This window comes from Cellulomonas fengjieae, assembly GCF_018388465.1.
Taxonomy (GTDB): domain Bacteria; phylum Actinomycetota; class Actinomycetes; order Actinomycetales; family Cellulomonadaceae; genus Cellulomonas; species Cellulomonas fengjieae.
On sequence record NZ_CP074404.1, the window covers coordinates 1038376 to 1060273 of the forward strand.

The 21898-nt window shown below is 68.0% G+C and carries 17 protein-coding genes and 1 other RNA gene; 15 read left to right on the forward strand and 3 right to left on the reverse strand.

The window, feature by feature from the left end:
* Nucleotides 1–53 precede the first annotated feature (53 nt).
* From prfB to ssrA, 15 genes are all read left to right on the forward strand, one after another.
* A complete protein-coding gene (gene prfB / locus KG102_RS04800; RefSeq protein WP_208289425.1) occupies nucleotides 54–1169 on the forward strand; it encodes a peptide chain release factor 2 in 1116 nt (371 codons plus the stop codon).
* A gap of 231 nt (nucleotides 1170–1400) precedes the next feature.
* On the forward strand, nucleotides 1401–2528 hold the full coding sequence (chvE, locus tag KG102_RS04805) for a multiple monosaccharide ABC transporter substrate-binding protein (protein ID WP_208214557.1): 1128 nt from the start codon (nucleotides 1401–1403) through the stop codon (nucleotides 2526–2528).
* A gap of 89 nt (nucleotides 2529–2617) precedes the next feature.
* On the forward strand, nucleotides 2618–4162 hold the full coding sequence (gene mmsA, locus KG102_RS04810) for a multiple monosaccharide ABC transporter ATP-binding protein (RefSeq protein WP_208289424.1): 1545 nt from the start codon (nucleotides 2618–2620) through the stop codon (nucleotides 4160–4162).
* Entirely contained in the window at nucleotides 4159–5391 is a 1233-nt protein-coding gene (gene mmsB, locus KG102_RS04815) for a multiple monosaccharide ABC transporter permease (protein WP_208289423.1), read from the forward strand. Before mmsA ends, mmsB begins: the two co-directional genes overlap by 4 nt.
* Nucleotides 5392–5437: 46 nt before the next feature.
* The gene (locus KG102_RS04820) at nucleotides 5438–6646 is read left to right on the forward strand and encodes an ROK family transcriptional regulator (RefSeq protein ID WP_208214554.1); all 1209 of its coding nucleotides are present in this window, start codon (nucleotides 5438–5440) and stop codon (nucleotides 6644–6646) included.
* A gap of 73 nt (nucleotides 6647–6719) precedes the next feature.
* Complete coding sequence (locus KG102_RS04825; RefSeq protein WP_208214553.1) at nucleotides 6720–7502, forward strand: ATP-binding cassette domain-containing protein; 783 nt, start codon at nucleotides 6720–6722, stop codon at nucleotides 7500–7502.
* Between the two features lie 150 nt (nucleotides 7503–7652).
* Complete coding sequence (gene ftsE / locus KG102_RS04830; RefSeq protein WP_208214552.1) at nucleotides 7653–8342, forward strand: cell division ATP-binding protein FtsE; 690 nt, start codon at nucleotides 7653–7655, stop codon at nucleotides 8340–8342.
* Nucleotides 8342–9256: a permease-like cell division protein FtsX gene (ftsX, locus tag KG102_RS04835; RefSeq protein ID WP_208214551.1), complete on the forward strand. Its 915-nt coding sequence runs from the start codon at nucleotides 8342–8344 to the stop codon at nucleotides 9254–9256. The genes ftsE and ftsX overlap by 1 nt, the downstream gene beginning before the upstream one ends.
* A gap of 2 nt (nucleotides 9257–9258) precedes the next feature.
* Nucleotides 9259–10584: a M23 family metallopeptidase gene (locus KG102_RS04840; protein ID WP_208214550.1), complete on the forward strand. Its 1326-nt coding sequence runs from the start codon at nucleotides 9259–9261 to the stop codon at nucleotides 10582–10584.
* A gap of 71 nt (nucleotides 10585–10655) precedes the next feature.
* Nucleotides 10656–11126: an SsrA-binding protein SmpB gene (gene smpB / locus KG102_RS04845; RefSeq protein WP_208214549.1), complete on the forward strand. Its 471-nt coding sequence runs from the start codon at nucleotides 10656–10658 to the stop codon at nucleotides 11124–11126.
* Nucleotides 11123–12976 carry a DUF2207 domain-containing protein gene (locus tag KG102_RS04850; RefSeq protein ID WP_249667475.1) on the forward strand — a complete coding sequence of 618 codons (1854 nt, stop codon included), beginning with the start codon at nucleotides 11123–11125 and terminating at the stop codon, nucleotides 12974–12976. The genes smpB and KG102_RS04850 overlap by 4 nt, the downstream gene beginning before the upstream one ends.
* Before the next feature lie 11 nt (nucleotides 12977–12987).
* The gene (locus KG102_RS04855) at nucleotides 12988–14040 is read left to right on the forward strand and encodes an ATP-dependent DNA ligase (protein ID WP_208289421.1); all 1053 of its coding nucleotides are present in this window, start codon (nucleotides 12988–12990) and stop codon (nucleotides 14038–14040) included.
* A 73-nt stretch (nucleotides 14041–14113) separates the two neighbouring features.
* Nucleotides 14114–14644 carry a PAS domain-containing protein gene (locus KG102_RS04860; protein ID WP_208289420.1) on the forward strand — a complete coding sequence of 177 codons (531 nt, stop codon included), beginning with the start codon at nucleotides 14114–14116 and terminating at the stop codon, nucleotides 14642–14644.
* Nucleotides 14641–15528 (forward strand): methyl-accepting chemotaxis protein, encoded by an 888-nt coding sequence (locus tag KG102_RS18945; protein WP_208289419.1) that lies wholly within the window; start codon nucleotides 14641–14643, stop codon nucleotides 15526–15528. Before KG102_RS04860 ends, KG102_RS18945 begins: the two co-directional genes overlap by 4 nt.
* A gap of 70 nt (nucleotides 15529–15598) precedes the next feature.
* Nucleotides 15599–15965, forward strand: a transfer-messenger RNA (tmRNA) gene (gene ssrA, locus KG102_RS04870).
* Nucleotides 15966–16031: 66 nt separating this feature from the next.
* Here ssrA and KG102_RS04875 read toward each other — a convergent pair.
* The 3 genes from KG102_RS04875 to KG102_RS04885 are packed head-to-tail and all read right to left on the reverse strand — an operon-like array spanning nucleotide 16032 to nucleotide 21858.
* Nucleotides 16032–19064, reverse strand: coding sequence for a type I restriction endonuclease subunit R (locus KG102_RS04875; protein ID WP_249667476.1), 3033 nt, complete (start codon nucleotides 19062–19064; stop codon nucleotides 16032–16034).
* Nucleotides 19065–19075: 11 nt separating this feature from the next.
* Complete coding sequence (locus KG102_RS04880) at nucleotides 19076–20287, reverse strand: restriction endonuclease subunit S (RefSeq protein ID WP_208289417.1); 1212 nt, start codon at nucleotides 20285–20287, stop codon at nucleotides 19076–19078.
* On the reverse strand, nucleotides 20284–21858 hold the full coding sequence (locus KG102_RS04885; RefSeq protein WP_208289416.1) for a type I restriction-modification system subunit M: 1575 nt from the start codon (nucleotides 21856–21858) through the stop codon (nucleotides 20284–20286). Before KG102_RS04885 ends, KG102_RS04880 begins: the two co-directional genes overlap by 4 nt.
* Nucleotides 21859–21898: the final 40 nt, after the last annotated feature.

Consider the following 21898-nt stretch of genomic DNA (forward strand, 5'->3'; position numbering starts at 1 on the left):
CGAGCCGGGCCGTGGGGCGAGCGGACGGCACGGACCCGGTAACCTGGTCGGTTGTGGCCACCACCGACTTTCCCACCGCGATCCGTGATCTGCGCACCACCCTGGGCACCATCCAGGCGGTGAGCGACCCCAGCGCGCTCCAGGCGAAGGTGGCGCAGCTGTCGGAGCAGGCCTCGGCCCCCGACCTGTGGGACGACCCGGACGCCGCGCAGAAGATCACCAGCGCGCTGTCGGCGACGCAGGCCGAGCTGGACCGGATGAGCACGCTGGACAGCCGGATCGACGACCTCGAGACGCTGGTCGAGATGGCGACCGAGGAGAACGACGAGGACACCCTCGCCGAGGCCGAGGCCGACCTGCTGAAGATCAAGAAGGACCTGGGCGAGCTCGAGGTCCGCACGCTGCTGGCGGGGGAGTACGACCAGCGCGAGGCCGTCGTCACCATCCGCGCGGGCGCCGGTGGCGTCGACGCCGCGGACTTCGCCGAGATGCTGCTGCGCATGTACCTGCGCTGGGCCGAGCGGCACGGCTACCCGACCTCCGTGCTCGACACGTCCTACGCGGAGGAGGCGGGCCTGAAGTCGGCGACCTTCGAGGTGAAGGTCCCGTACGCGTACGGGAACCTGTCCGTCGAGGCCGGCACGCACCGCTTGGTGCGCATCTCGCCGTTCGACAACCAGGGCCGGCGCCAGACGAGCTTCGCGGCCGTCGAGGTCATCCCGCTCATCGAGTCGAACGACTCCATCGACATCCCCGAGTCGGAGATCAAGGTCGACGTCTTCCGCTCGTCGGGCCCCGGCGGCCAGTCCGTCAACACCACCGACTCCGCGGTGCGGATGACCCACATCCCGACCGGCATCGTGGTGTCGATGCAGAACGAGAAGTCGCAGATCCAGAACCGTGCCGCCGCGCTGCGCGTGCTGCAGTCACGCCTGCTGCTGGTCCGCAAGGCCCAGGAGGACGCCCAGAAGAAGGCCATGGCCGGTGACGTCAAGGCGAGCTGGGGCGACCAGATGCGCTCGTACGTCCTGCAGCCGTACCAGATGGTCAAGGACCTGCGCACGGAGCACGAGGTCGGCAACCCGGCCGCGGTGTTCGACGGCGACATCGACGACTTCATCGAGGCAGGCATCCGCTGGCGCCGATCGCAGGAGAACGCCTCCGCCTGAAACACGTTGCCTTCGGGCATCGAAGCGATGCCCGCCGGAACGCTCCCATAACGCCCAGGACACGGGTTGATAACGACACTTGCGTGCGCCTAGTCTTCAGGTCTTGAATTCAACCGACATGACCGGGCGTGCGGGACCGGTGCGGATCCTCACGGGTCCCACCCGGGCCGCCGGGGCACAGACGCCCTCGGCGCCGTACGACCGGACGGTTCAACTAGGGAGCAGACAACGATGTCTTTTGCATGGAAGAAGGTGGCCGTCGGCATCGCCACGGCAGGCCTGGTCGTCGGGCTCTCCGCCTGCAGCCAGGAGCGGGACGCAGAGGCCGAGCCCACCGGCGACGCCGCCGTCGAGGAGACCATGGTCGGCATCGCGATGCCGACCAAGAGCCTCGAGCGGTGGAACCGTGACGGTGCGCACCTCGAGGACCTGCTCCAGGAGTCGGGCTACGAGACGACGCTGCAGTACGCCGACAACAAGGTGGACCAGCAGATCACGCAGCTCGAGAACATGATCAACCAGGGCGCGAACATCCTCGTGATCGCGGCGATCGACGGCACGGCGCTCACGCCCGTCCTCGACCAGGCCGCGGAGAACGACGTCACGGTCATCGCCTACGACCGCCTGATCAACGACACGGAGAACGTCGACTACTACGCGACGTTCGACAACGAGAAGGTCGGCCAGCTCCAGGGCGAGTACATCGTCGAGGCGCTCGACCTCGAGAACGCGGCGGGTCCGTTCAACCTCGAGCCCTTCGCCGGCTCGCCGGACGACAACAACGCCAAGTTCTTCTTCTCCGGCGCGTGGGACGTCCTCAAGCCCTACGTGGACGAGGGCAAGTTCGTCGTCCCGTCGGGCAAGGCGCCCGCGAGCAACGACGACTGGGCCAGCATCGGCATCCAGGGCTGGGGCTCCGACACCGCCCAGGCCGAGATGGAGAACCGCCTCAACTCGTTCTACGGCGGCGGCCAGAAGATCGACGTGGTCCTGTCCCCGAACGACTCGCTCGCGCTGGGCATCGCCCAGGCCCTCGCGGGTGCCGGCTACGCCCCGGGCGACGGCTACCCGGTGCTGACCGGGCAGGACGCCGACCAGGCGAACGTGCTCAACATGCTGGCCGGCAAGCAGTCCATGTCCGTCTGGAAGGACACCCGCGAGCTGGGTGACCGCGTCAGCGTCATGATCGACTCCATCGTCAACGGCGACACCGTCGAGGTCAACGACGAGGAGACGTACGACAACGGCGTCAAGGTCGTCCCGACCTACCTGCTCGACCCGCAGGTCGTCACGCCCGACACCGTCGAGTCCGTGCTCGTCGAGTCCGGCTTCTACAAGGCCTCGGACCTGGGTCTCTGACCCTTCCGGAGTGCTGCCGAACGCCGGCCCGTGCCAGACGTGCACGGGTCGGCGCTCGGCGGCGTCGCCTGACGACACTGTGAGGACACATGAGCACTGACCACATCCTCGAGATGCGGGACATCACCAAGCGGTTCCCCGGCGTGATCGCGCTGCAGGACGTCAACCTTCTGGTCCGGCAGGGCGAGATCCACGCGATCTGCGGGGAGAACGGGGCCGGGAAGTCGACCCTCATGAAGGTGCTGTCGGGCGTCTACCCGCACGGCACCTACGAGGGGGACATCGTCCTGGGCGGCGAGACCGTCGAGTTCCGCGGCATCCGCGACTCCGAGCGGCACGGCGTCGTGATCATCCACCAGGAGCTCGCGCTGAGCCCGTTCCTGTCGATCGCCGAGAACATCTTCCTCGGCAACGAGCAGGCGGAGCGCGGCGTCGTCGACTGGAACAAGACCAACGCCGAGGCCGCCAAGCTGCTCGCCCGCGTGGGCCTCGACGAGCGGCCCGACACCAAGATCGTCGACATCGGCGTCGGCAAGCAGCAGCTCGTGGAGATCGCGAAGGCGCTCTCCAAGGAGGTGCGCCTGCTCATCCTCGACGAGCCCACGGCGGCCCTGAACGACGAGGACAGCGCCCACCTGCTGGGCCTGATCCGCAGCCTCAAGGCCCACGGGATCACGTCGATCATCATCAGCCACAAGCTCAACGAGATCGAGGCGATCGCCGACACCACGACGATCATCCGCGACGGCAAGACCATCGAGACCATCGACATGCACGGTGGCGACGTGAGCGAGGAGCGGATCATCCGCGCGATGGTCGGCCGCTCGCTGGACAACCGGTTCCCGGAGCACACGCCCACGATCGGCGAGGAGGTGCTGCGGATCGAGGACTGGACCGTGCACCACCCCATCGACCAGTCGCGCAAGGTCGTCGACGGTGCGTCGCTGGACGTGCGCCGCGGCGAGATCGTCGGCATCGCCGGTCTCATGGGCGCGGGGCGCACGGAGCTCGCCATGAGCGTCTTCGGGCGCAGCTACGGCGCGCGGATCAGCGGCCGGGTGTTCAAGGACGGCAAGCAGGTCGACCTGCGCAACGTCGGCGCGGCCATCCGGCACGGCATCGCGTACGCGACGGAGGACCGCAAGCGGTTCGGCCTCAACCTGATCGACACCATCCAGCACAACATCTCGGGGTCCGCCCTGGGCAAGCTCGCCCGCTGGGGCGTCGTCAACCGCAGGGACGAGGAGAAGGTCGCCGAGCAGTACCGGCGCGACCTCAACATCAAGACGCCCACGGTCGCTGCCCTGGTGGGCAAGCTGTCGGGCGGCAACCAGCAGAAGGTCGTGCTGAGCAAGTGGATCTACACCGATCCTGACGTGCTGATCCTCGACGAGCCCACGCGCGGCATCGACGTGGGCGCCAAGTACGAGATCTACACGATCATCAACCGGCTGGCGGATGCGGGGAAGGGCGTCATCGTCATCTCCTCGGAGCTGCCGGAGCTGATCGGGATCTGCGACCGGATCTACGCGCTCAGCCAGGGACGCGTCACGGGCCAGGTCGCCCGCGCCGACGCCACGCAGGAGCGACTCATGCAGTACATGACCATGGAGAAGGACGTGACGGCACGATGACTACCGACCTCAACACCGCCCCGGCAGCGCCGCCGGGAGCCCAGCCCCGGGTGCCGCTCTCGCAGCGGATGGCGGGTCTCGGCGGCAACGCGCGCCAGTACGGCATCTTCGGCGCGCTCGTCGTGATCGTCCTGCTGTTCCAGGTGCTCACCGACGGCAAGCTGCTGCTCGCCAACAACGTCGCCGCCCTGTTCCAGCAGAACGCCTACGTGATGATCCTGGCCATCGGCATGGTCATGGTCATCGTCGCCGGGCACATCGACCTGTCGGTCGGCTCGGTCGTCGCGTTCGTCGGCGGCATCGTCGCCGTGAGCATGCGCGACCTGGGCCTGTCCTGGATGCTCGCGGTCCTGCTCGGCCTCGCGGTCGGCGCGGTCGTGGGTGCCTGGCAAGGCTTCTGGGTGGCCTACGTCGGCATCCCCGCCTTCATCGTGACGCTGGCGGGCATGCTCGTGTTCCGCGGGCTCGCGCTCGTGGTCGTGGGGGAGACGGTCGCGGGCCTGCCGTCGGAGTTCATCGCGATCTCCAAGGGCTCGCTGCCCAACGTGCTGGGCTACGCCAACAACATGGACGTGGTCACGCTGCTGATCGGGGCGCTGGCCATCGCGGCGATCGCGGTCAACCAGGTGCGTGCCCGCAGCTCGCTGCGCAAGCACGAGCTGTACGTCGAGCCGACCGGCCTGTTCGTCACCAAGCTCGCGCTGGTCGCCATCGGCGTCGGGGTGCTCACGGTCATCCTGTCGTTCTCCGCGGGCGGCACGCCGATCGTGCTGGTCATCATCGGGGTGCTCGTCGTGGCGTACTCGTTCCTGATGGGCCGCACGGTGTTCGGCCGGCACATCTACGCGATCGGCGGCAACCGCCTCGCGGCGAGCCTGTCGGGCGTCAACACGCGCAGGGTCGACTTCTGGATCTTCGTGAACATGGGCCTGCTCGCCGGTGCGGCCGCCGTCGTCACCACGGCCCGCGCGGGGGCTGCCGCGGCGGGAGCCGGTGCCAGCTTCGAGCTCGACGCGATCGCCGCGTGCTTCATCGGTGGGGCGGCGGTCACGGGCGGCATCGGCAGGATCTCGGGCGCCATCGTCGGTGCGCTCATCATGGGCGTGCTCAACATGGGCCTGTCGATCATGTCGGTCGACCCGTCCTGGCAGCAGGCGATCAAGGGCCTCGTGCTGCTGCTCGCGGTCGCGTTCGACCTGATCAACAAGCGACGCGCGGGGACCAGCTAGCGAGGCGGTGGCGGGGGGCGGCGACGAGTTCGGCTAGGTTCGCCCGGTGAGCAGGCGAGCAGCGGCAGCCGGCTCCCAGTCGTCCCTGCGTGAGGCCAACCGCAACCTGGTCGTCGAGACGGTCAAGCGGTTCGGCGGGCTCACGCAGGTCGAGCTCGCCGCCGCCACCAGCCTGTCGCAGGCGACGGTGTCGACGATCGTCCGGGAGCTCCTGGCTGCCGGCGTCGTCGACACCGCCACGACCACCCGCAGCGGGCGGCGTGCCCAGATGGTCACGCTCGCCCGCCGCATCGGTCTGGCGGCCGGGGTGCAGATCGGCCCCCGGCACCTGCGGATCGTGCTCGGTGACTTCAGCCACCAGGTGATCGCCGAGCAGACCCTGCCGCTGCCGGCGGAGCACCGGGTGGACACGAGCCTGGACCGGGTGGCGCTGCTGGTGGTGGACCTGGTGGAGCGCGTCGGTGCGTCGCTCGACGACGTCGTCGGGCTGGGCGTGGGACTGCCCGCACCGGTCGACGCGTCCACGGGCATGGTCTCCGTGCCGGGCATCATGGCCGGCTGGGACACGGTGCACATCGGCCAGGTGCTGGCCAAGCGCCTGGGCCGGCCGGTGTACGTCGACAACGACGCCAACCTCGGCGCGATCGCGGAGAGCACGCTCGGCGCGGCCCGCCCGTACGGTGACAGCGTCTTCGTGCGCGCGTCGTACGGCACGGGCGCCGGGATCGTCATCAACGGGCAGGTCCACCGCGGTGTGGCCGGCACGGCCGGCGAGATCGGCCACGTGCCGGTCGCGTTCCCCGGCGAGCTGTGCCGCTGCGGCAACCGCGGATGCCTCGACACCGTCGTCGGGGCCGCTGCCCTGATCGGGCTGCTGCGCGAGAGCAGCGGGCCGCTCACGCTGCGGGACGTGGTGCAGCGCGCGATCGACGGCGACGAGCGGTGCTGCGCCGCGGTCGCCGCGGCGGGAGCCATGATCGGCACGGTCGTCGCGGGCCTCGGGGTGGCGGTCAACCCGCAGGTGGTGGTCGTGGGCGGCGAGCTCGCGGAGACCGGGGAGACCCTGCTGCGGCCCCTGCGCGAGGAGGTGCGTCGGCGGGTGCTGCCCAACCACATCGCCCCGCTCGAGGTGGTGCCGGCGTCGCTGGGGTCCCGGGCCGAGGTGATCGGTGCCCTCGTCCTGGCGGTGCAGTCCACGTCCGTGCCGCTGCGGGTGGACGACGACGCGCCGGTCGGGGCAGGAACGGCGACATGACGTTGTTGACTGACGAGGTGGCGGGGGATTCACTGCACGTGTCACGTGCCCAACGAGGAGCCGGGGAATGGCGATGAGCGGCGCGAACGAGGTGCCCCTGCTGTCGCTGCGCGGGGTGAGCAAGCGTTTCGGGGCGGTGGAGGCGCTGGTCGGCATCGACCTCGACGTCCACGCGCACGAGGTGGTCGCGCTCGTCGGCGACAACGGTGCCGGGAAGTCCACGCTCGCCAAGATGATCTCGGGAGTGCTGACCCCGGACACGGGTCTCATCGAGATCGACGGCGAGGTGGTGACCATCCCGACGCCGATCGCCGCGCACGCGCTCGGCATCGCGACCGTGTTCCAGGACCTCGCGCTGTGCGACAACCTCGACGTCACGTCGAACCTGTTCCTCGGCCGCGAGCTGCGCACCCGGCTGGGCCGCGACGACGAGCGCATGGAGCAGGTCGCACGGCAGACCCTCCGGAACCTGAACAGCCGCATCACGTCGGTGCGCTCGCCGCTGTCGACGCTGTCCAAGGGGCAGCGCCAGTCCGTCGCGATCGCGCGCACGCTCATCGGCAGCCCGCGCATCGTGGTCCTCGACGAGCCGACCGCCGCCCTGTCGGTGGCGCAGACAGCCGAGGTCCTCACGCACATCGAGCGGCTGCGCGACCTGGGGCTCGGGGTCGTCATCATCAGCCACAACATGAACGACGTCCGGGCGGTGTCCGACCGGATCCTGGTGCTCCGGCACGGCCGCCCCAACGGCGAGTTCGACGCCGCGACGGTCAGCCACGAGGCGCTCCTCGCGGCGATCACCGGGGCCACGCCGATCGGTCTGGCCGCGAGCATGTACGCCCGGATGGCGAACTGACGGGTGGTATGTCCGTCCTGTCCGGGTGGTGTGACGGATCGCTGGTGCGCCTGCGGCGTGTCACCGCCCGGGCGGGGGCGCAGCGCTGCCTAGTCTCGACGAGGCCGGTAGTAGTTCCCGCCTTGTCCCCGAGCACTGGCCACCGATGTCGTGATCCGTTTCGAGAACGTCACCAAGGTCTACGCGCGCGGCGCCCGACCGGCGCTGGACCGCGTGTCCCTGGATGTCGAACGGGGTGAGTTCGTCTTCCTCGTCGGAGCCTCCGGCTCGGGCAAGTCGACCTTCCTGCGCCTCGTGCTGCGCGAGGAGCGGGCGTCGGCCGGCCGAGTCTTCGTCGCCGGCAAGGAGCTGGGCACGCTGTCGTCGTGGAAGGTCCCGGCCCTGCGACGCCACATCGGCGCGGTGTTCCAGGACTTCCGCCTGCTGCCCAACAAGACGGTGTTCGAGAACGTGGCGTTCGCGCTGCAGGTCATCGGCAAGCCGCGCCACCACATCCTGACCACCGTGCCGGACACGCTCGAGATGGTCGGCCTGGCCGGCAAGGAGAAGCGCCGTCCGCACGAGCTGTCCGGCGGTGAGCAGCAGCGCGTCGCCATCGCCCGCGCGTTCGTCAACCGGCCCAACATCCTGCTGTGCGACGAGCCCACGGGAAACCTGGACCCGACGACGTCCCTGGGGATCATGCGCCTGCTCGACCGGATCAACCGCACGGGCACGACCGTCGTCATGGCGACGCACGACGACGAGATCGTCGACCAGATGCGCAAGCGGGTCGTCGAGCTGTCCACGGGCGAGATGGTCCGTGACCAGTCGCGCGGCGTGTACGGATCGGACCGCTGATGCGCCTGCAGTTCATCCTCTCCGAGATCGGCCAGGGCCTTCGCCGCAACCTGTCGATGACGATCTCCGTCATCCTGGTGACGTTCGTGTCGCTGACCTTCGTCGGCTCCGCCGTCCTGCTGCAGACGCAGATCGGCAAGATGAAGGACGACTGGTACGACAAGGTCGAGGTCTCCGTCTTCCTGTGCCCGCAGAACTCGACCGCGCCCACGTGCGCGAGCGGCGAGGTCACGGACGAGCAGAAGTCGCAGATCCAGGCGGCGCTCGCGTCGCCCGAGGTCGACCCGTTCGTGGAGAAGGTCTACACGGAGACCAAGGAACAGGCCTACGAGGCGTTCCAGGAGCAGTTCAAGGACCAGTTCTGGGCCTCCGCGGCGACCGTCGACGACATGAACTCGTCGTACCGGATCAAGCTGACGGACCCCGAGAAGTACTCGGTGGTCTCGGAGGTCATCTCCGGCAAGGCGGGGGTGGAGGAGGTCAAGGACCAGCAGCGGCTGTTCGACCGGCTCTTCTCCGTGCTCAACAGCGCGACCCTGCTGGCCGGTGGGCTGGCGCTGGTGATGCTGCTGGCCGCCGTCCTGCTGATCACGACCACGATCCGGCTGTCCGCGCTGAGCCGCCGCCGGGAGACCGGCATCATGCGGCTGGTCGGGGCGTCCACCATGTTCATCCAGCTGCCGTTCATGCTCGAGGGGGCCATCGCCGCGACGATCGGCGCCCTGCTCGCCGTCGGTGGGCTCTGGCTGGGCGTGACGTACCTGATCGAGGACTGGCTCGGCGGCTCCGCGGGCTGGATCCCGTACGTCAGCACCGCCGACGTCCTGACCATCGCACCGGTGCTGATCGGGGTCGCGATCCTGCTCGCCGCGATCTCCTCGCTGGTGACCCTGAGCCGCTACACCAAGGTCTGACCATGAGCCGCCTGCGCGTGTCCGCGTTCCTGACCACGGTCGTCGTCCTGCTCTCGGCGTTCCTGGCCGGGCCCGCCGCCGCCGACAGCATCGACGACCGCCGCCGGGCGGCCCAGGCGCAGAAGGAGGCCATCGCCAAGGCGCGCGAGCAGACGCACGCCGCGATGGAGGGCGTCGACGCGAGCATCCAGGAGCTCGCCGTGCAGCTCTCGGACACGCAGGCGAAGATCCCGGGCGCGCAGGCGGCGCTCGACACGGCGAAGGCGCAGCTCGAGCAGGCGCAGCGCGAGGCGGCGATGATCGCGGCGCGGCTGGTGGACGCACAGGACCAGCAGGCGACGATCACGACGACGATCGCGCAGGACACCGAGCGCGCGACGCAGATGCGCGCCGCGATCGGGCAGATGGCCCGCGAGGCGTACAAGGGTGGCGGCGGCGTCTCCGGCGTCGACATCATCCTGGACGCCCAGAGCACCGACGACTTCGTGCAGCGCTACGGCCTCATGGCCACCGCGCTGCGCACGCAGGCCCAGATCCTCGACGAGCTCAAGGCGGCGGAGGCCGGCAACCGCAACGCCGAGGCGCGGCTCGCCGCGGTCAAGGACAAGATCGCCGAGCTCAAGGCCGCAGCCGACCAGAAGGTCGTCGAGGCGGACGCCGCGAAGGTCGCCGCCACCGCGGCGAAGGAGGCGCTCGACGCCCTCCTGGCCCAGCAGGTGGCGCAGCAGGCGGCCCTCGACAGCACGCGGGCCTCGCTCGAGGCGCAGCTCGCCCAGGCCGACGCCGAGGCCGCGCAGGTGCAGAAGGAGCTCGAGCAGGCGGCCGCCGAGGCGCGTGCCCGCGACGCGGCGGCCGGCAGGCCGAAGCCCCAGCCCGGCCCGATCGGCGGCGGCGGGGGTGGCGGTGGCGGCGGTGGTGGTGCGCTGTTCGGCAACCCCACCAGCATCAGCCCGATGTACGTGACCTCCGACTACGGCATGCGGCTGCACCCGACGCTGAACTACGTGCGGCTGCACGCCGGCATCGACCTGCGCACCTACTGCGGCACGCCGCTGTACGCCGGCCGCGCCGGCACGGTCACGTGGGCCAAGTCGCGGTTCGGCTTCGGCAACCAGGTGATGATCGACAGCGGGTTCGTCAACGGCAACGCCGTGTCGGCCAGCTACAACCACATGACCAGCTTCGCGGTGGGCGCGGGCCAGAGCGTCGAGCGCGGCCAGCTCATCGGGTACGCCGGCAACACCGGCACCTCCGCGGCCTGCCACCTGCACCTCGAGGTCTACCTGAACGGCCAGCCGACGAACCCCCGTCCGCTGCTCGGACTCTGAAAGCGCTGGTCCGGGCCAGGTAGTCTCGACCTGCACACTCCCTTTCCAGCCAGGAACGAGGTTCGACCACCGTGGCCAAGGACGTCGGGCGCAAGGTCGTCGCGTCGAACCGCAAGGCCCGGCACGACTACGTCATCGAGGACGTCTTCGAGGCCGGCATGGTGCTCAGCGGCACCGAGGTCAAGGCGCTGCGCATGGGCCGGGCCTCGCTGGTGGACGGCTGGTGCGAGGTGACCAACGGGGAGCTGTGGCTCGAGGGCGTGCACATCCCCGAGTACTCGCAGGGCACGTGGACCAACCACGCACCCCGCCGCAAGCGCAAGCTGCTCCTGCACCGCCAGGAGATCGACCGCCTGGAGTCCCGCACGCGGGAGAAGGGGCAGACGATCATCCCGCTGTCCTTGTACTTCCTCGACGGACGGGCCAAGGTAGAGATAGCGCTTGCCCGAGGCAAGCGCGAGTGGGACAAACGCCAGGCGCTACGCGAGAGGCAGGACAACTTGGAGGCCACCCGAGCCATCCGCGAGAAGCGCGACCTGTGAGGGCCGTTCGCGCACTCCTGCTGGCACTGGGTCTGGTCGTCTCGCTGACCGCCGCTGCCGTCCCGGACCAGTCCGGGGGCCGCGAGATCACCCGCTACGACGTCACGGCCGTGCTGGCCGAGGACGGCACCATGCGGGTGACCCTCGACTTCGACTTCGACTTCGGCTTCGAGTACGGGCACGGCCCGTACCTGACGCTGCCGACGCGCGTCTCCTACGACGACGAGCTGGACCGCGCCTTCCGGTACACGGACATCTCGGTGTCCTCCCCGTCGGGCGCCCCCGCCGATCTGCACACGGAGTCGGAAGACGACATGCTCCTGCTGCGCATCGGCGACGAGGACATCGACGACGTCAAGGGCGTGCAGACGTACCGCGTCGAGTACACCGCGGACGGACTGCTCAACCCGGCCAACGCCCAGCACTCCGGCGACGAGCTGTACTGGAACGTCATCGGCTCCGGCTGGGACATCCCGCTGGGCGACCTGTCGGTGACCGTCGAGGGTCCCGCCCCGGTCGAGGGTGTCGCCTGCTTCGCCGGCTCGTACGGGTCCGATGCGCCGTGCACCTCGTCGTCGTTCGACGGCTCCACCGCGACGTTCACGCAGGACCTGCTTCCGTTCGGCTACCAGTTCTCCACCGTGACCGGCTGGCCCGCGGGCACGTTCCCCGGCGTCGAGCCGATCCTCGTCGACAAGATCGACCCGCTCGCCCCCGTGCGGCCGCTCTCCGCGCTCGGCGGGGTCGCCCTGCTGGTGCTCGCCGGCGGTGCCGCCCTGGCGGTCGTGCGGGTGCGCCGCGTGGGCCGCGACCGCGCGTACCTCGGCCTGACGCCGGGGCTGCGGCCGGCCGAGAACCAGCCCGGTGCCGCGTCCGGCTTCCGTGACCGGCGCGAGGTCGTCTCGGTGCAGTTCCAGCCCCCAGAGGGCGTGCGCCCCGGGGAGGTCGGCACGCTCGTCGACGAGAAGGCCGATCCCGTCGACGTCACCGCCACCCTGGTGGACCTCGCGGTGCGCGGGTACCTGCGCATCGAGGAGGTGCCCCGCAAGGACCCGAAGAAGAAGCCGGACGACTGGACCCTCGTGCAGGTCAAGCGCGGCGACGGTGACCTCCTGCCGTACGAGCAGACGCTGATGCGCGAGCTCTTCAAGAAGAAGTCCTTCGAGGTCACGCTGTCGGACCTGAAGACGACCTTCGCCGCCTCCATGGCCAAGGTCCAGGACGGGCTCTACGACCACGTCACCGAGTCCGGCTGGTTCCGGTCCAACCCCAAGTCGGTGCGCACCGCCTGGTACGTCGTCGGCACCGTGATCGCCGTGCTGGGCGCCCTCGCGACGGTGGGGGTGTTCGCCGCCGGGGTGCAGGTGCCCGGGCTCGGTCTGGTGCCGCTCGCGGTGGCCATCGTCGGCGTGGTCGTCATCGTCCTGGGCAAGGCCGCACCCGCGCGCACCGAGGACGGCACCGCCGTGCTGGCCCAGGCCCTCGGGTTCCGCCGCTACCTGGCCACCGCCGAGGCGAACCAGCTGCGGTTCGAGGAGGGCGAGGACATCTTCAGCCGGTACCTGCCGTACGCGATCGTCTTCGGGCTGGCCGACCGCTGGGCGCGCGTGTTCGCCGAGCTGGCCGCGCAGGGGCGCACGTTCGAGCAGCCGTCCTGGTACGTGGGCAGCTACCTGTACGGCGCGAACCTCTACTGGGCGACCTCGTTCGCCTCGTCGATGGACCGGTTCACGACGATTGCCACGCAGTCGATCTCCGCGCCCACGCCCGGGTCGTCGGGCGGCTCCGGGATGGGTGGCGGAGGGTTCTCCGGCGGTGGCGTCGGCGGCGGTGGTGGCGGGGGCTGGTAAGACTTGTGTCCATGACGCTGCCGGTGATGCCGCCCGTGGACCCGATGCTCTCCAAGTCAGCCGCGACGATCCCGCCCGGCAAGCTCTACGAGCCCAAGTGGGACGGGTTCCGGGCGATCGTGTTCCGCGACGGGGACTCCGTCGAGATCGGCTCGCGCAACACCAAGCCGATGCAGCGGTACTTCCCGGAGATCGTCGAGGCGTGCCTCGCTTACCTGCCCGACCGGTGCGTCGTCGACGGCGAGATCATCGTGCCGTCGTCGTCGGGCGGCCTCGATTTTGACGCCCTCCTGCAGCGGGTGCACCCGGCGGAGTCTCGCGTGCGGCTGCTGTCCGTCGAGACGCCCGCGCTGCTGGTGCTGTTCGACGTGCTGGCGCTCGGGGATGACGACCTGATGGGGCTGCCGTTCTCCTCGCGCAGGGAGGTTCTGGCGTCATTGGTGAAGCCCGGCGGACCGATCTCGATCACGGCGCAGACCGACTCCTTGGACGTCGCGGAGCAGTGGTTCTCGCAGTTCGAGGGCGCGGGGCTCGACGGCGTCGTCGCCAAGGACCCTGCCGGGCTGTACGAGCCCGGCAAGCGGACCATGCAGAAGATCAAGCACGAGCGCACCGCCGACTGCGTGGTCGCCGGGTACCGGCCGCACAAGTCCGGCGACGACGCCGTCGGGTCGCTCCTGCTGGGGCTGTACGACGACGACGGGGTGCTCGCGTCCGTCGGGGTCGCGGCGTCCTTCCCGATGGCGCGGCGGCGTTCGCTCGTCACCGAGCTTGCGCCCCTGGTAGTTCCCCTCGAAGGGCACCCGTGGGACTACTCGGCCTCCGGCCGCACGCCGCGCGAGGCGGCGGGCAGCCGCTGGTCCGCGGGCAAGGACCTGTCGTTCGTGCCGCTGGCGCCGACGCGGGTGGTGGAGGTTGCGTACGACCACATGGAGGGCGACAGGTTCCGGCACACCGCGCAGTTCCGCCGGTGGCGCCCGGACCGGGACCCGTCGTCGTGCACCTACGCGCAGCTCGAGGAGCCGGTGTCGTACTCGCTGTCGGACGTGCTCGCCACCCGCTGACTCCTCAGGTCGGGCCACGGCGTGCCGATGTGTCGGGCGACGGCTGGTCGAACCCGAGCGAAAGCAGCACTGCGTGCGCGCACCGAGCGTTGTCCCCACGGGAGTCGAGCGCACCTTCGGTGACGACGAGATCATCGTGTCCAAGACCGACACCAAGGGCCGGATCGCCTACGCCAACGCGGTGTTCCTGCGGGTGTCCGGGTACGCCGAGGCCGACGTCGTCGGCCAGCCCCACAGCGTGATCCGGCACCCCGAGATGCCCCGCATCATCTTCAAGATCCTGTGGGAGACCATCCAGGCAGGGCAGGAGATCTTCGCGTACATCAACAACCTCGCCGCCGACGGCGCCTACTACTGGGTGTTCGCCCACGTCACGCCTTCTTTCGACCCCGCCGGGTCGATCGTCGGCTACCACTCCAACCGGCGCAGCCCCGACCGCGCCGCGGTCCGCTCCATCGACGGCCTGTACGGCGCCCTGCACGCGGAGGAGGCCAAGCACGCCCGGCCCGCCGACGCGATGGCCGCCTCGGGCGTGCTGCTGGCGGCCGAGCTCGCGGCGCGAGGCATGACGTACGACGAGTTCGTGTGGAGCGTCGGCCGATGAGGCGCTCGGCGACCGTTCCCGACGACCTGCCCCACTACCGCAGCGCGGTCGCCGCACTCTCGGAGGCCTTCGAGCGGGTGGCCGCCGGTGACCTGGAGGTCCGCGTCGCGCCCCTGGCCGGCCCGCCGGAGCTCGCCGCGCTGCGCGACGACGTCAACCACGGGCTCGACGTCATGGACGCCTTCGTCCGCGAGTCCGGCGCCTCGCTCACCGCGGCGGCCGAGGGGCGCTTCCACCGCCAGTTCCTGGTCCGCGGCATGCCCGGCACCTTCCGCGACGGGGCGGAGCGCATCAACACCGCGCGCGCCACCATGCAGGACGCCGCTCTTGCGCTCGAGGAGCAGTCCCTGACCCGCCAGCTCATGGTGGACAAGGTCGTCGAGGTGTCCGTGCACGTCGCCGCCGCGTCGACCGAGCTCGGCGCCTCCGCGCAGGTGCTCGCGCAGTCCGCGCAGTCGGGGGTCGACGAGGCGAACGCCGCGCTCAGCACCGTCGAGGCGCTCGAGCAGGCCGCCGTGGAGATCCAGCAGGCGGTGCAGCTGATCAAGAACGTCGCCAAGCAGACCCGCCTCCTGGCGCTCAACGCGACCATCGAGGCCGCCCGGGCGGGGGAGTTCGGCCGCGGCTTCGCCGTGGTCGCCGCCGAGGTCAAGACGCTCGCCGACGAGTCCGCCCGCTCGTCCGACGACATCACCGCCCAGGTCGCCGCGTCGCGCGCCGCCACCGACCTCGCCGTGCAAGCCATCGGCCGCGTCGCCGGCGCCATCCACGAGATGAACGACCAGGTGGGCGGCATCGCGCAGGCCGCCGGGGGAGCGCAGGGGCTGTCCGAGCTGGCCGAGACGCTGCACAGCGACATCTCGCAGTTCGCGGCGCGGCGCTGAACGCCCGTGTCCGGCTATGCTGGTGGTGCAGGCCGCGCTTCGGCTCGGTCGGTGCTTGAAAACTGAACATGGGGGTGATCGGTTTCGACGGTGATCGTCGAACCAGGAGAAGCGGGTCGAGGACGCACGGTTATCTCGTCAACGCTCCGTGCAAACCAATAGGTGCCAATACAAACCGCACCGACTTCGCCCTCGCCGCCTGAGCGAGTCCCGAAGTCCGTTGGCCTGAGTACGCTCTCGACTCAGTAACCAGCGTCATCTAGAGAGCCACTGCTGGTAATCCTCGTCAGTGGGGTTGCCGGGACTTTTAGCTGACTGGGCCTGTCCACGGCTTGCCTGTGTGACCGTGGGGGCCGAGAAAATCACAGCAGGCTGCACCCGGAGAAGTCCTGGTACTGCGTCATCGGACGCGGGTTCGATTCCCGCCACCTCCACAGTTTCGTATTGACCAGAAGCAGCCATCCGCTGAGGCGGGTGGCTGCTTCTGTGTCTGTGGTGCGCCATCACGCCAGATCGAAGAACCGGTCGAAGAACGCGGTCAACCGGTCGATGACCGCCTGTTTTTTGGCTCCGTGGCTAGAGCCCTTCGCGAACCGGGAGATTGGAGGCAGGATCTGCGTGATGGCGGTGCCCGTGCCACGTACCTGCCCGTCGCGGAAGGCGGTGTCGACGAAGGCGCGGGTCTGCTCGGGCCGGAGGTTCTCCTCGGTGATGATCCGTGCGAGCTCGGCCTCGCGCTTGGCTGCGACGTAGGCGCGCCACTCCTCGGCCACGTCCTCGTCGATGGACACCCGGTCGACGAACTCCTCGATGAGGTCCTTCTTGTTGCGCAGCGACGGGCTGGAGTCGACGGCGCGGTCGATGGCCGCCTTGATCTCCTTGTCATCCCCGTCACCCTTGGCGGCCCGGTACTGCTCGACGAGCATGAGGATGTAGTCGACGTTGATCTCGACCTGCTTGATCAACTCGATCTCGAAGACGACGTCGTCGTTGATCGACTCCCGATCGGCGCCATCCGTGCGGCGGAAGGCCTGGTAGAGGTCCAGGTAGATCGACTGGTAGTCCTGCAGGTCACGGTCCGACAGGATCTGGCTGCCGGCGAAGTCGTCGAACGACACCAGGATGTTGCGCAGCCGCAGCAGGGCCCCGAACAGCGCGATGAAGTCCTTCTGCGCCTGCTCCCCGATGATCTGCTGTCCGAGCGGGAACCGCTCGCGCAGCTCGGTGACCTTCTCGGCGTACTCGTCGAAGTACTCCCCGTAGGGCTTGAGCAGCACGATGCCGGCAGCGTCCTTGTTGCCGAACAGCGCAATCGCGTCGTTCGTCTCGGTCTCCAGGTCCCGGAACGAGACGATGTTGCCGTAGGTCTTGACCGAGTTGAGGATGCGGTTGGTCCGCGAGTAGGCCTGGATCAGGCCGTGGGCGCGCAGGTTCTTGTCCACCCACAGCGTGTTCAGCGTGGTGGCGTCGAACCCGGTGAGGAACATGTTGACGACGATGACCAGGTCGACCTCACGGTTCTTCATCCGCAGCGACAAATCCTGATAGTAGTTCTGGAAGCCGTCCGCGCTCGTGTCGTACGAGGTGCCGAACATGTCGTTGTAGTCCTGGATGGCGTCCTCGAGGAAGTCGCGCGACGAGCGGTCCAGGAGATCGGTCTCGAACTCCTCCTCGCCGAGCAGCCCTGCGCCAGTCTCGTCCTCGGCCTCGTTGGGTGCGTAGGAGTAGATGAGCGCGACCTTGAGCCGCTTCGCCTCCGGCAGGTCGGCCTGGAGGCGGCCGAACATGTTGTAGTAGATCTTCGCTGCCTCGATGGACGCCGTCGCGAAGAGGGCGTTGAAGCCGGCAACGCGACGGTCCTTGAGGGCGTAGGTCTGGTTGCGCTTGGTCTTCTGGTCGAAGTGGTCGATCACGTACTGCGTGACCTGCCGCACGCGGGAGGTGTCGAGCAGCGCACGCTCGGTGTCGATCGCAGAGACCTGCTTGTCGACGACCGCGCCGACCTTGACGGTGTTGACGTAGTCGATGCGGAAGGGCAGGACGTTCTTGTCGCTGATCGCGTCGACGATCGTGTACGTGTGCAGCTTGTCGCCGAACGCCTGGGCCGTGGTCCGCAACGCCGGGTTCCCGCCCGTGCCGGCGTTGCCGGCGAAGATCGGCGTCCCGGTGAATCCGAACAGGTGGTACCGCTTGAACGCCTTGGTGATGGCGGTGTGCATGTCACCGAACTGCGAGCGGTGGCACTCGTCGAAGATGATGACGACGTGCCCGTCGTAGACGGTGTGGCCCTTGTTCTTGGCGATGAAGGTCGACAGCTTCTGGATCGTGGTGATGATGATCCGCGCTGAGGGGTTCTCGAGCTGCTGCTTGAGGACTGCCGTCGACGTGTTGGAGTTGACCGCGCCCTTCTGGAACCGCTCGTACTCGCGCTTGGTCTGGTAGTCCAGGTCCTTGCGGTCGACGACGAACAGCACCTTGTCGACGCCACCGAGCCTGGACGCGAGCTGCGCCGCCTTGAAGGACGTCAGCGTCTTGCCCGACCCGGTCGTGTGCCAGACGTACCCTCCGGCAGCAGGGGTGCCGAGCTGCTTGAGGTTCGTGGACGTCTCGATGCGGTTGAGGATCCGCTCCGTCGCCGCGATCTGGTACGGGCGCATCACGAGCAGCATCCGGTCGTCGGTGAGCACGCAATACCGCGTCAGCACGTTGAGCAGCGAGTGCTTGGCGAGGAAGGTCCGTGTGAATCCGACGAGGTCAGTGATCGGCTTGTTGGTGGCGTCCGCCCACCAGGACGTGAACTCGAAGGAGTTCGACGTCTTGCGGCCCCGCTTGCCCTTGCTCTGCTCGTCGAGGTGCTGCGCGCGGGTCGTGTTCGAGTAGTACTTGGTCAGCGTCCCGTTGGAGATAACGAAGAGCTGGACGTACTCGAAGAGCCCGGATCCTGACCAGAACGAGTCGCGCTGGTAGCGGTTGATCTGGTTGAACGCCTCGCGGATGTCGACGCCCCGCCGCTTGAGCTCGACGTGCACCAGCGGGAGGCCGTTGACGAGGATCGTCACGTCGTAGCGGTTCGCTCGCTGCGCCGGGACGTCTAGACCCGCGGCTGCTCCGGGCACCTCGTACTGGTTGATCACCTGCAGCCGGTTGTTGTGGATGTGTGTCTTGTCCAGCAGCGTGATGTTCTTCGACGAGCCGTCGTCCCGCTTGAGCAGCTGGACGTGGTCCTCCTGGATGCGGACCGTCTTCTCGACGATGCCGTCCCGCTCGCCCGCGATCTTCTCGGCGAAGAACCGCTGCCACTCGCTGTTCGTGAACGTGATGCGGTTGAGCGCCTCGAGCTGGGTGCGGAGGTTCGCGACCAGGTCAGCCTCGGTCGTGATCGGCAGGTAGTCGTACGCCTGCTCCCGCAGCAGCCGAACGAGCTCGGCCTCGAGCTCAGCCTCCGACTGGTACCGCGTCGCCTCCGCCGGATCGGCTTCGAACTCCGCGACGACCGTCGACTCCGACGACACCGCGATCGGCTCGAAACGCGCCACCGCACCATCACTCACGCAACAGCCTCCTCAAACGACAACAGCCGATCCCGGTAGTACGCGTACTGCTGACGACGCGCCTCAATCTCAGCAGGCAGACCCGACGACAAATCGTTAAGAAAAGTGTCAAAATTATCTAGGATCTTAGCTATTCGGCGCTGCTCATCAAGCGGCGGAACGGGCACCATAACGGACGCAACGATCGCGGAGTTCAAGTTCGAAACGGCACCCCCATTCCCCGCCTTTCGTGCAAACTCCGCCTGGATCGGTGCGGAACGGAGGAGATGGAAGAGGAAATCGGGAACGTAAGCACCATCGTCCGGGCGAATCGCCAGCCACCCGTCATGGATGCAACCCTCGATTTTTGAAATGTATGGTCGCCCAAAGCTCATGGAGTTCGACAACACAAAGTCGCCGGGAAAGATTCGTCGCGACTTGGCTGCACCCGCGGGCGTGACCCGCTGAGCTGTCGCTGTGATGAACTTTCCCTCGGCGAGAACGTCTCCGATCTTGATCCAAGGAACCCCGTCGCTGGAGTCTGTCAGGAATCGCTGAATCGGACGCGGGGATGCCCCTCGGGCAATTTTGACCACATCGCCCAACCGGCACCAGCGCGTACCGCCTGGAGGGAATGCCAGGAGATGGTCTCGATAGTGACTGTACTGGCGCTTGCGGGCCTCCAGCTCCGCCTCCAGCTCCGCCTCCAGCTCCGTGAAGGCATCCAAGACCCTCACGACCTCCCGCTGTATCTCGAGAGGAGGCACCGGCACCCGGTACCTCAAGGTCGCAGCCTTGTCGCCGCGCGGCATCTTTGCACCCCTGGCGTGCTGCATCGAGTAGGTGATGAACGGATCGGATGCCAGCAAGTAGTACAGGAATCGCGGAACCAACAATTTCTGCCCCGCGGCGCGGAGAGTAATGGTCAAGACGTCTGGGCTGGCGCCGCCATCGCGATCCGCAAACCAAACCTTCTTGAGGTATGGCCGAATATTCCCGAGCAGCACGTCACCCTCGCGAAATCGGATCGCACCACTGGAGTTCGCGCTGTAATCGGCATCCTTGCGCCCTCCGAAGTTGGGCAGCAGGTTATCTACACCGACGTAGTTGGTGCTAGCGAGTGCGGCCCCATCGACACGCTCGCTGGCAATCTCAGCCATATCCCCGAGCGCGTTGTACTTGACGCCGTCGGGTGCGTATTCCTTGATTAAGTCGTCGATGCGGCTCACGCGTCCACACCTTCGAGATCGGCGACGATGGCGTCGATCTGCTCGCGGAGCGCCGCCTGGCGCTCGACGATGCCGGCGATGCGGGCGTTGAGCTCGGTGATGTCGACGAGCTCGCGAGTGTCCTCGGCCTCCACCCACGACGACACGGAGATGTTGTAGCCGTTCTCGCCGATCGCCTCGTTCGCCACGAGCCGGGCGAAGTGCGCGACATCCTCGCGGGCCGTGAACGCCTCCAGGATCCTGGCCCGGTTCGCGTCCGTGAGCTTGTTCGTGTTCCCGCCGCGCACGAACTCGGCGGACGCGTCGATGAACAGCACGGCGTTGTCGTTCTTCGACTTCTTGAGCACGATGATGCAGGTCGCGATCGTGGTGCCGAAGAACAGGTCCGGCGGTAGCTGGATCACTGCATCCACGTAGTTGTTGTCGATGAGGTACTTGCGGATCTTCTGCTCCGCACCACCGCGGTAGAGCACACCGGGGAACTCGACGATCGCGGCCGTCCCGTTGACGGCGAGCCACGACAGCATGTGCATCGTGAAGGCCAGGTCCGCCTTGGACTTCGGGGCGAGCACACCGGCTGGCGCGAAACGCGGGTCGTTGATCAGCAGCGGGTTGGCGTCACCCTCCCACTTGATCGAGTAGGGCGGATTGGACACGATCGCCTCGAATGGCTCGTCGTCCCAGTGGGCCGGGTCGATCAGGGTGTCACCGTGCGCGATGTCGAAGTGCTCGTAGTTCACGTCGTGCAGGAACATGTTGATCCGGCACAGGTTGTAGGTCGTGAGGTTGATCTCCTGGCCGAAGTACCCCTGCCGGACGCCGTCCTTGCCGAGCACCTTGCGGTACTTCAGCAGGAGCGACCCGGACCCACAGGCCGGGTCGTACACCTTGTTCACGCTTGTCTTGCCGACCACGGTGATGCGGGCGAGCAGCTCGGAGACCTCCTGGGGCGTGTAGTACTCACCCCCAGACTTGCCGGCCGAGGAGGCGTACATCTGCATCAGGAACTCGTACGCGTCACCGAAGGCATCGATCTTGTTCTCGGTGAACGACCCGTCGCCGAGGTTCAGGTCCCCGATCGCGTCGAGCAGCTTGACGAGCCGCTCGTTGCGCTTGGACACCGTGGGCCCGAGCTTGTTCGAGTTGACGTCCATGTCGTCGAACAGGCCCTTGAGGTCGTTCTCGGCGACCGTGCCGATAGCGGACGCCTCGATGTTGCGGAAGGCCCGTTCCAGGGTCTCGTTGAGGTTCTGGTCACGCGGCGCCCGTGTACGGACGTTCGCGAAGAGTTCCGAGGGGCGGATGAAGAATCCCTTCTCCGCCACAATCTCACGGACGAGGTCGGGGTCGTCGACCTCACGGTTCGGGACCTTGACGTAGTCAAAGTCCGGATTGCCCGACGCGTGCTCGTGAGAGTTCAGGTAGTCCGTGAGGTTCTCCGAGATGTACCGGTAGAACAGGAACCCGAGCACGTACTGCTTGAAGTCCCAGCCGTCGACGCTGCCGCGCAGGTCGTTCGCGATCCTCCAGATGGTCTTGTGCAGCTCTGCCCTCTGGGTCTCACGGTTCATGGGCTGACCCTAACGTCGGGCCGACACGCCAGCGGACGCG

Coding starts and splice junctions, on each gene's coding strand:
- chvE (WP_208214557.1), top strand. CDS start 1,401: ATGTCTTTTGCATGGAAGAAGGTGGCCGTCGGCATCGCCACGGCAGGC.
- mmsA (WP_208289424.1), top strand. CDS start 2,618: ATGAGCACTGACCACATCCTCGAGATGCGGGACATCACCAAGCGGTTC.
- mmsB (WP_208289423.1), top strand. CDS start 4,159: ATGACTACCGACCTCAACACCGCCCCGGCAGCGCCGCCGGGAGCCCAG.
- KG102_RS04825 (WP_208214553.1), top strand. CDS start 6,720: ATGAGCGGCGCGAACGAGGTGCCCCTGCTGTCGCTGCGCGGGGTGAGC.
- ftsX (WP_208214551.1), top strand. CDS start 8,342: ATGCGCCTGCAGTTCATCCTCTCCGAGATCGGCCAGGGCCTTCGCCGC.
- KG102_RS04840 (WP_208214550.1), top strand. CDS start 9,259: ATGAGCCGCCTGCGCGTGTCCGCGTTCCTGACCACGGTCGTCGTCCTG.
- KG102_RS04855 (WP_208289421.1), top strand. CDS start 12,988: ATGACGCTGCCGGTGATGCCGCCCGTGGACCCGATGCTCTCCAAGTCA.
- KG102_RS18945 (WP_208289419.1), top strand. CDS start 14,641: ATGAGGCGCTCGGCGACCGTTCCCGACGACCTGCCCCACTACCGCAGC.
- KG102_RS04885 (WP_208289416.1), bottom strand. CDS start 21,858: ATGAACCGTGAGACCCAGAGGGCAGAGCTGCACAAGACCATCTGGAGG.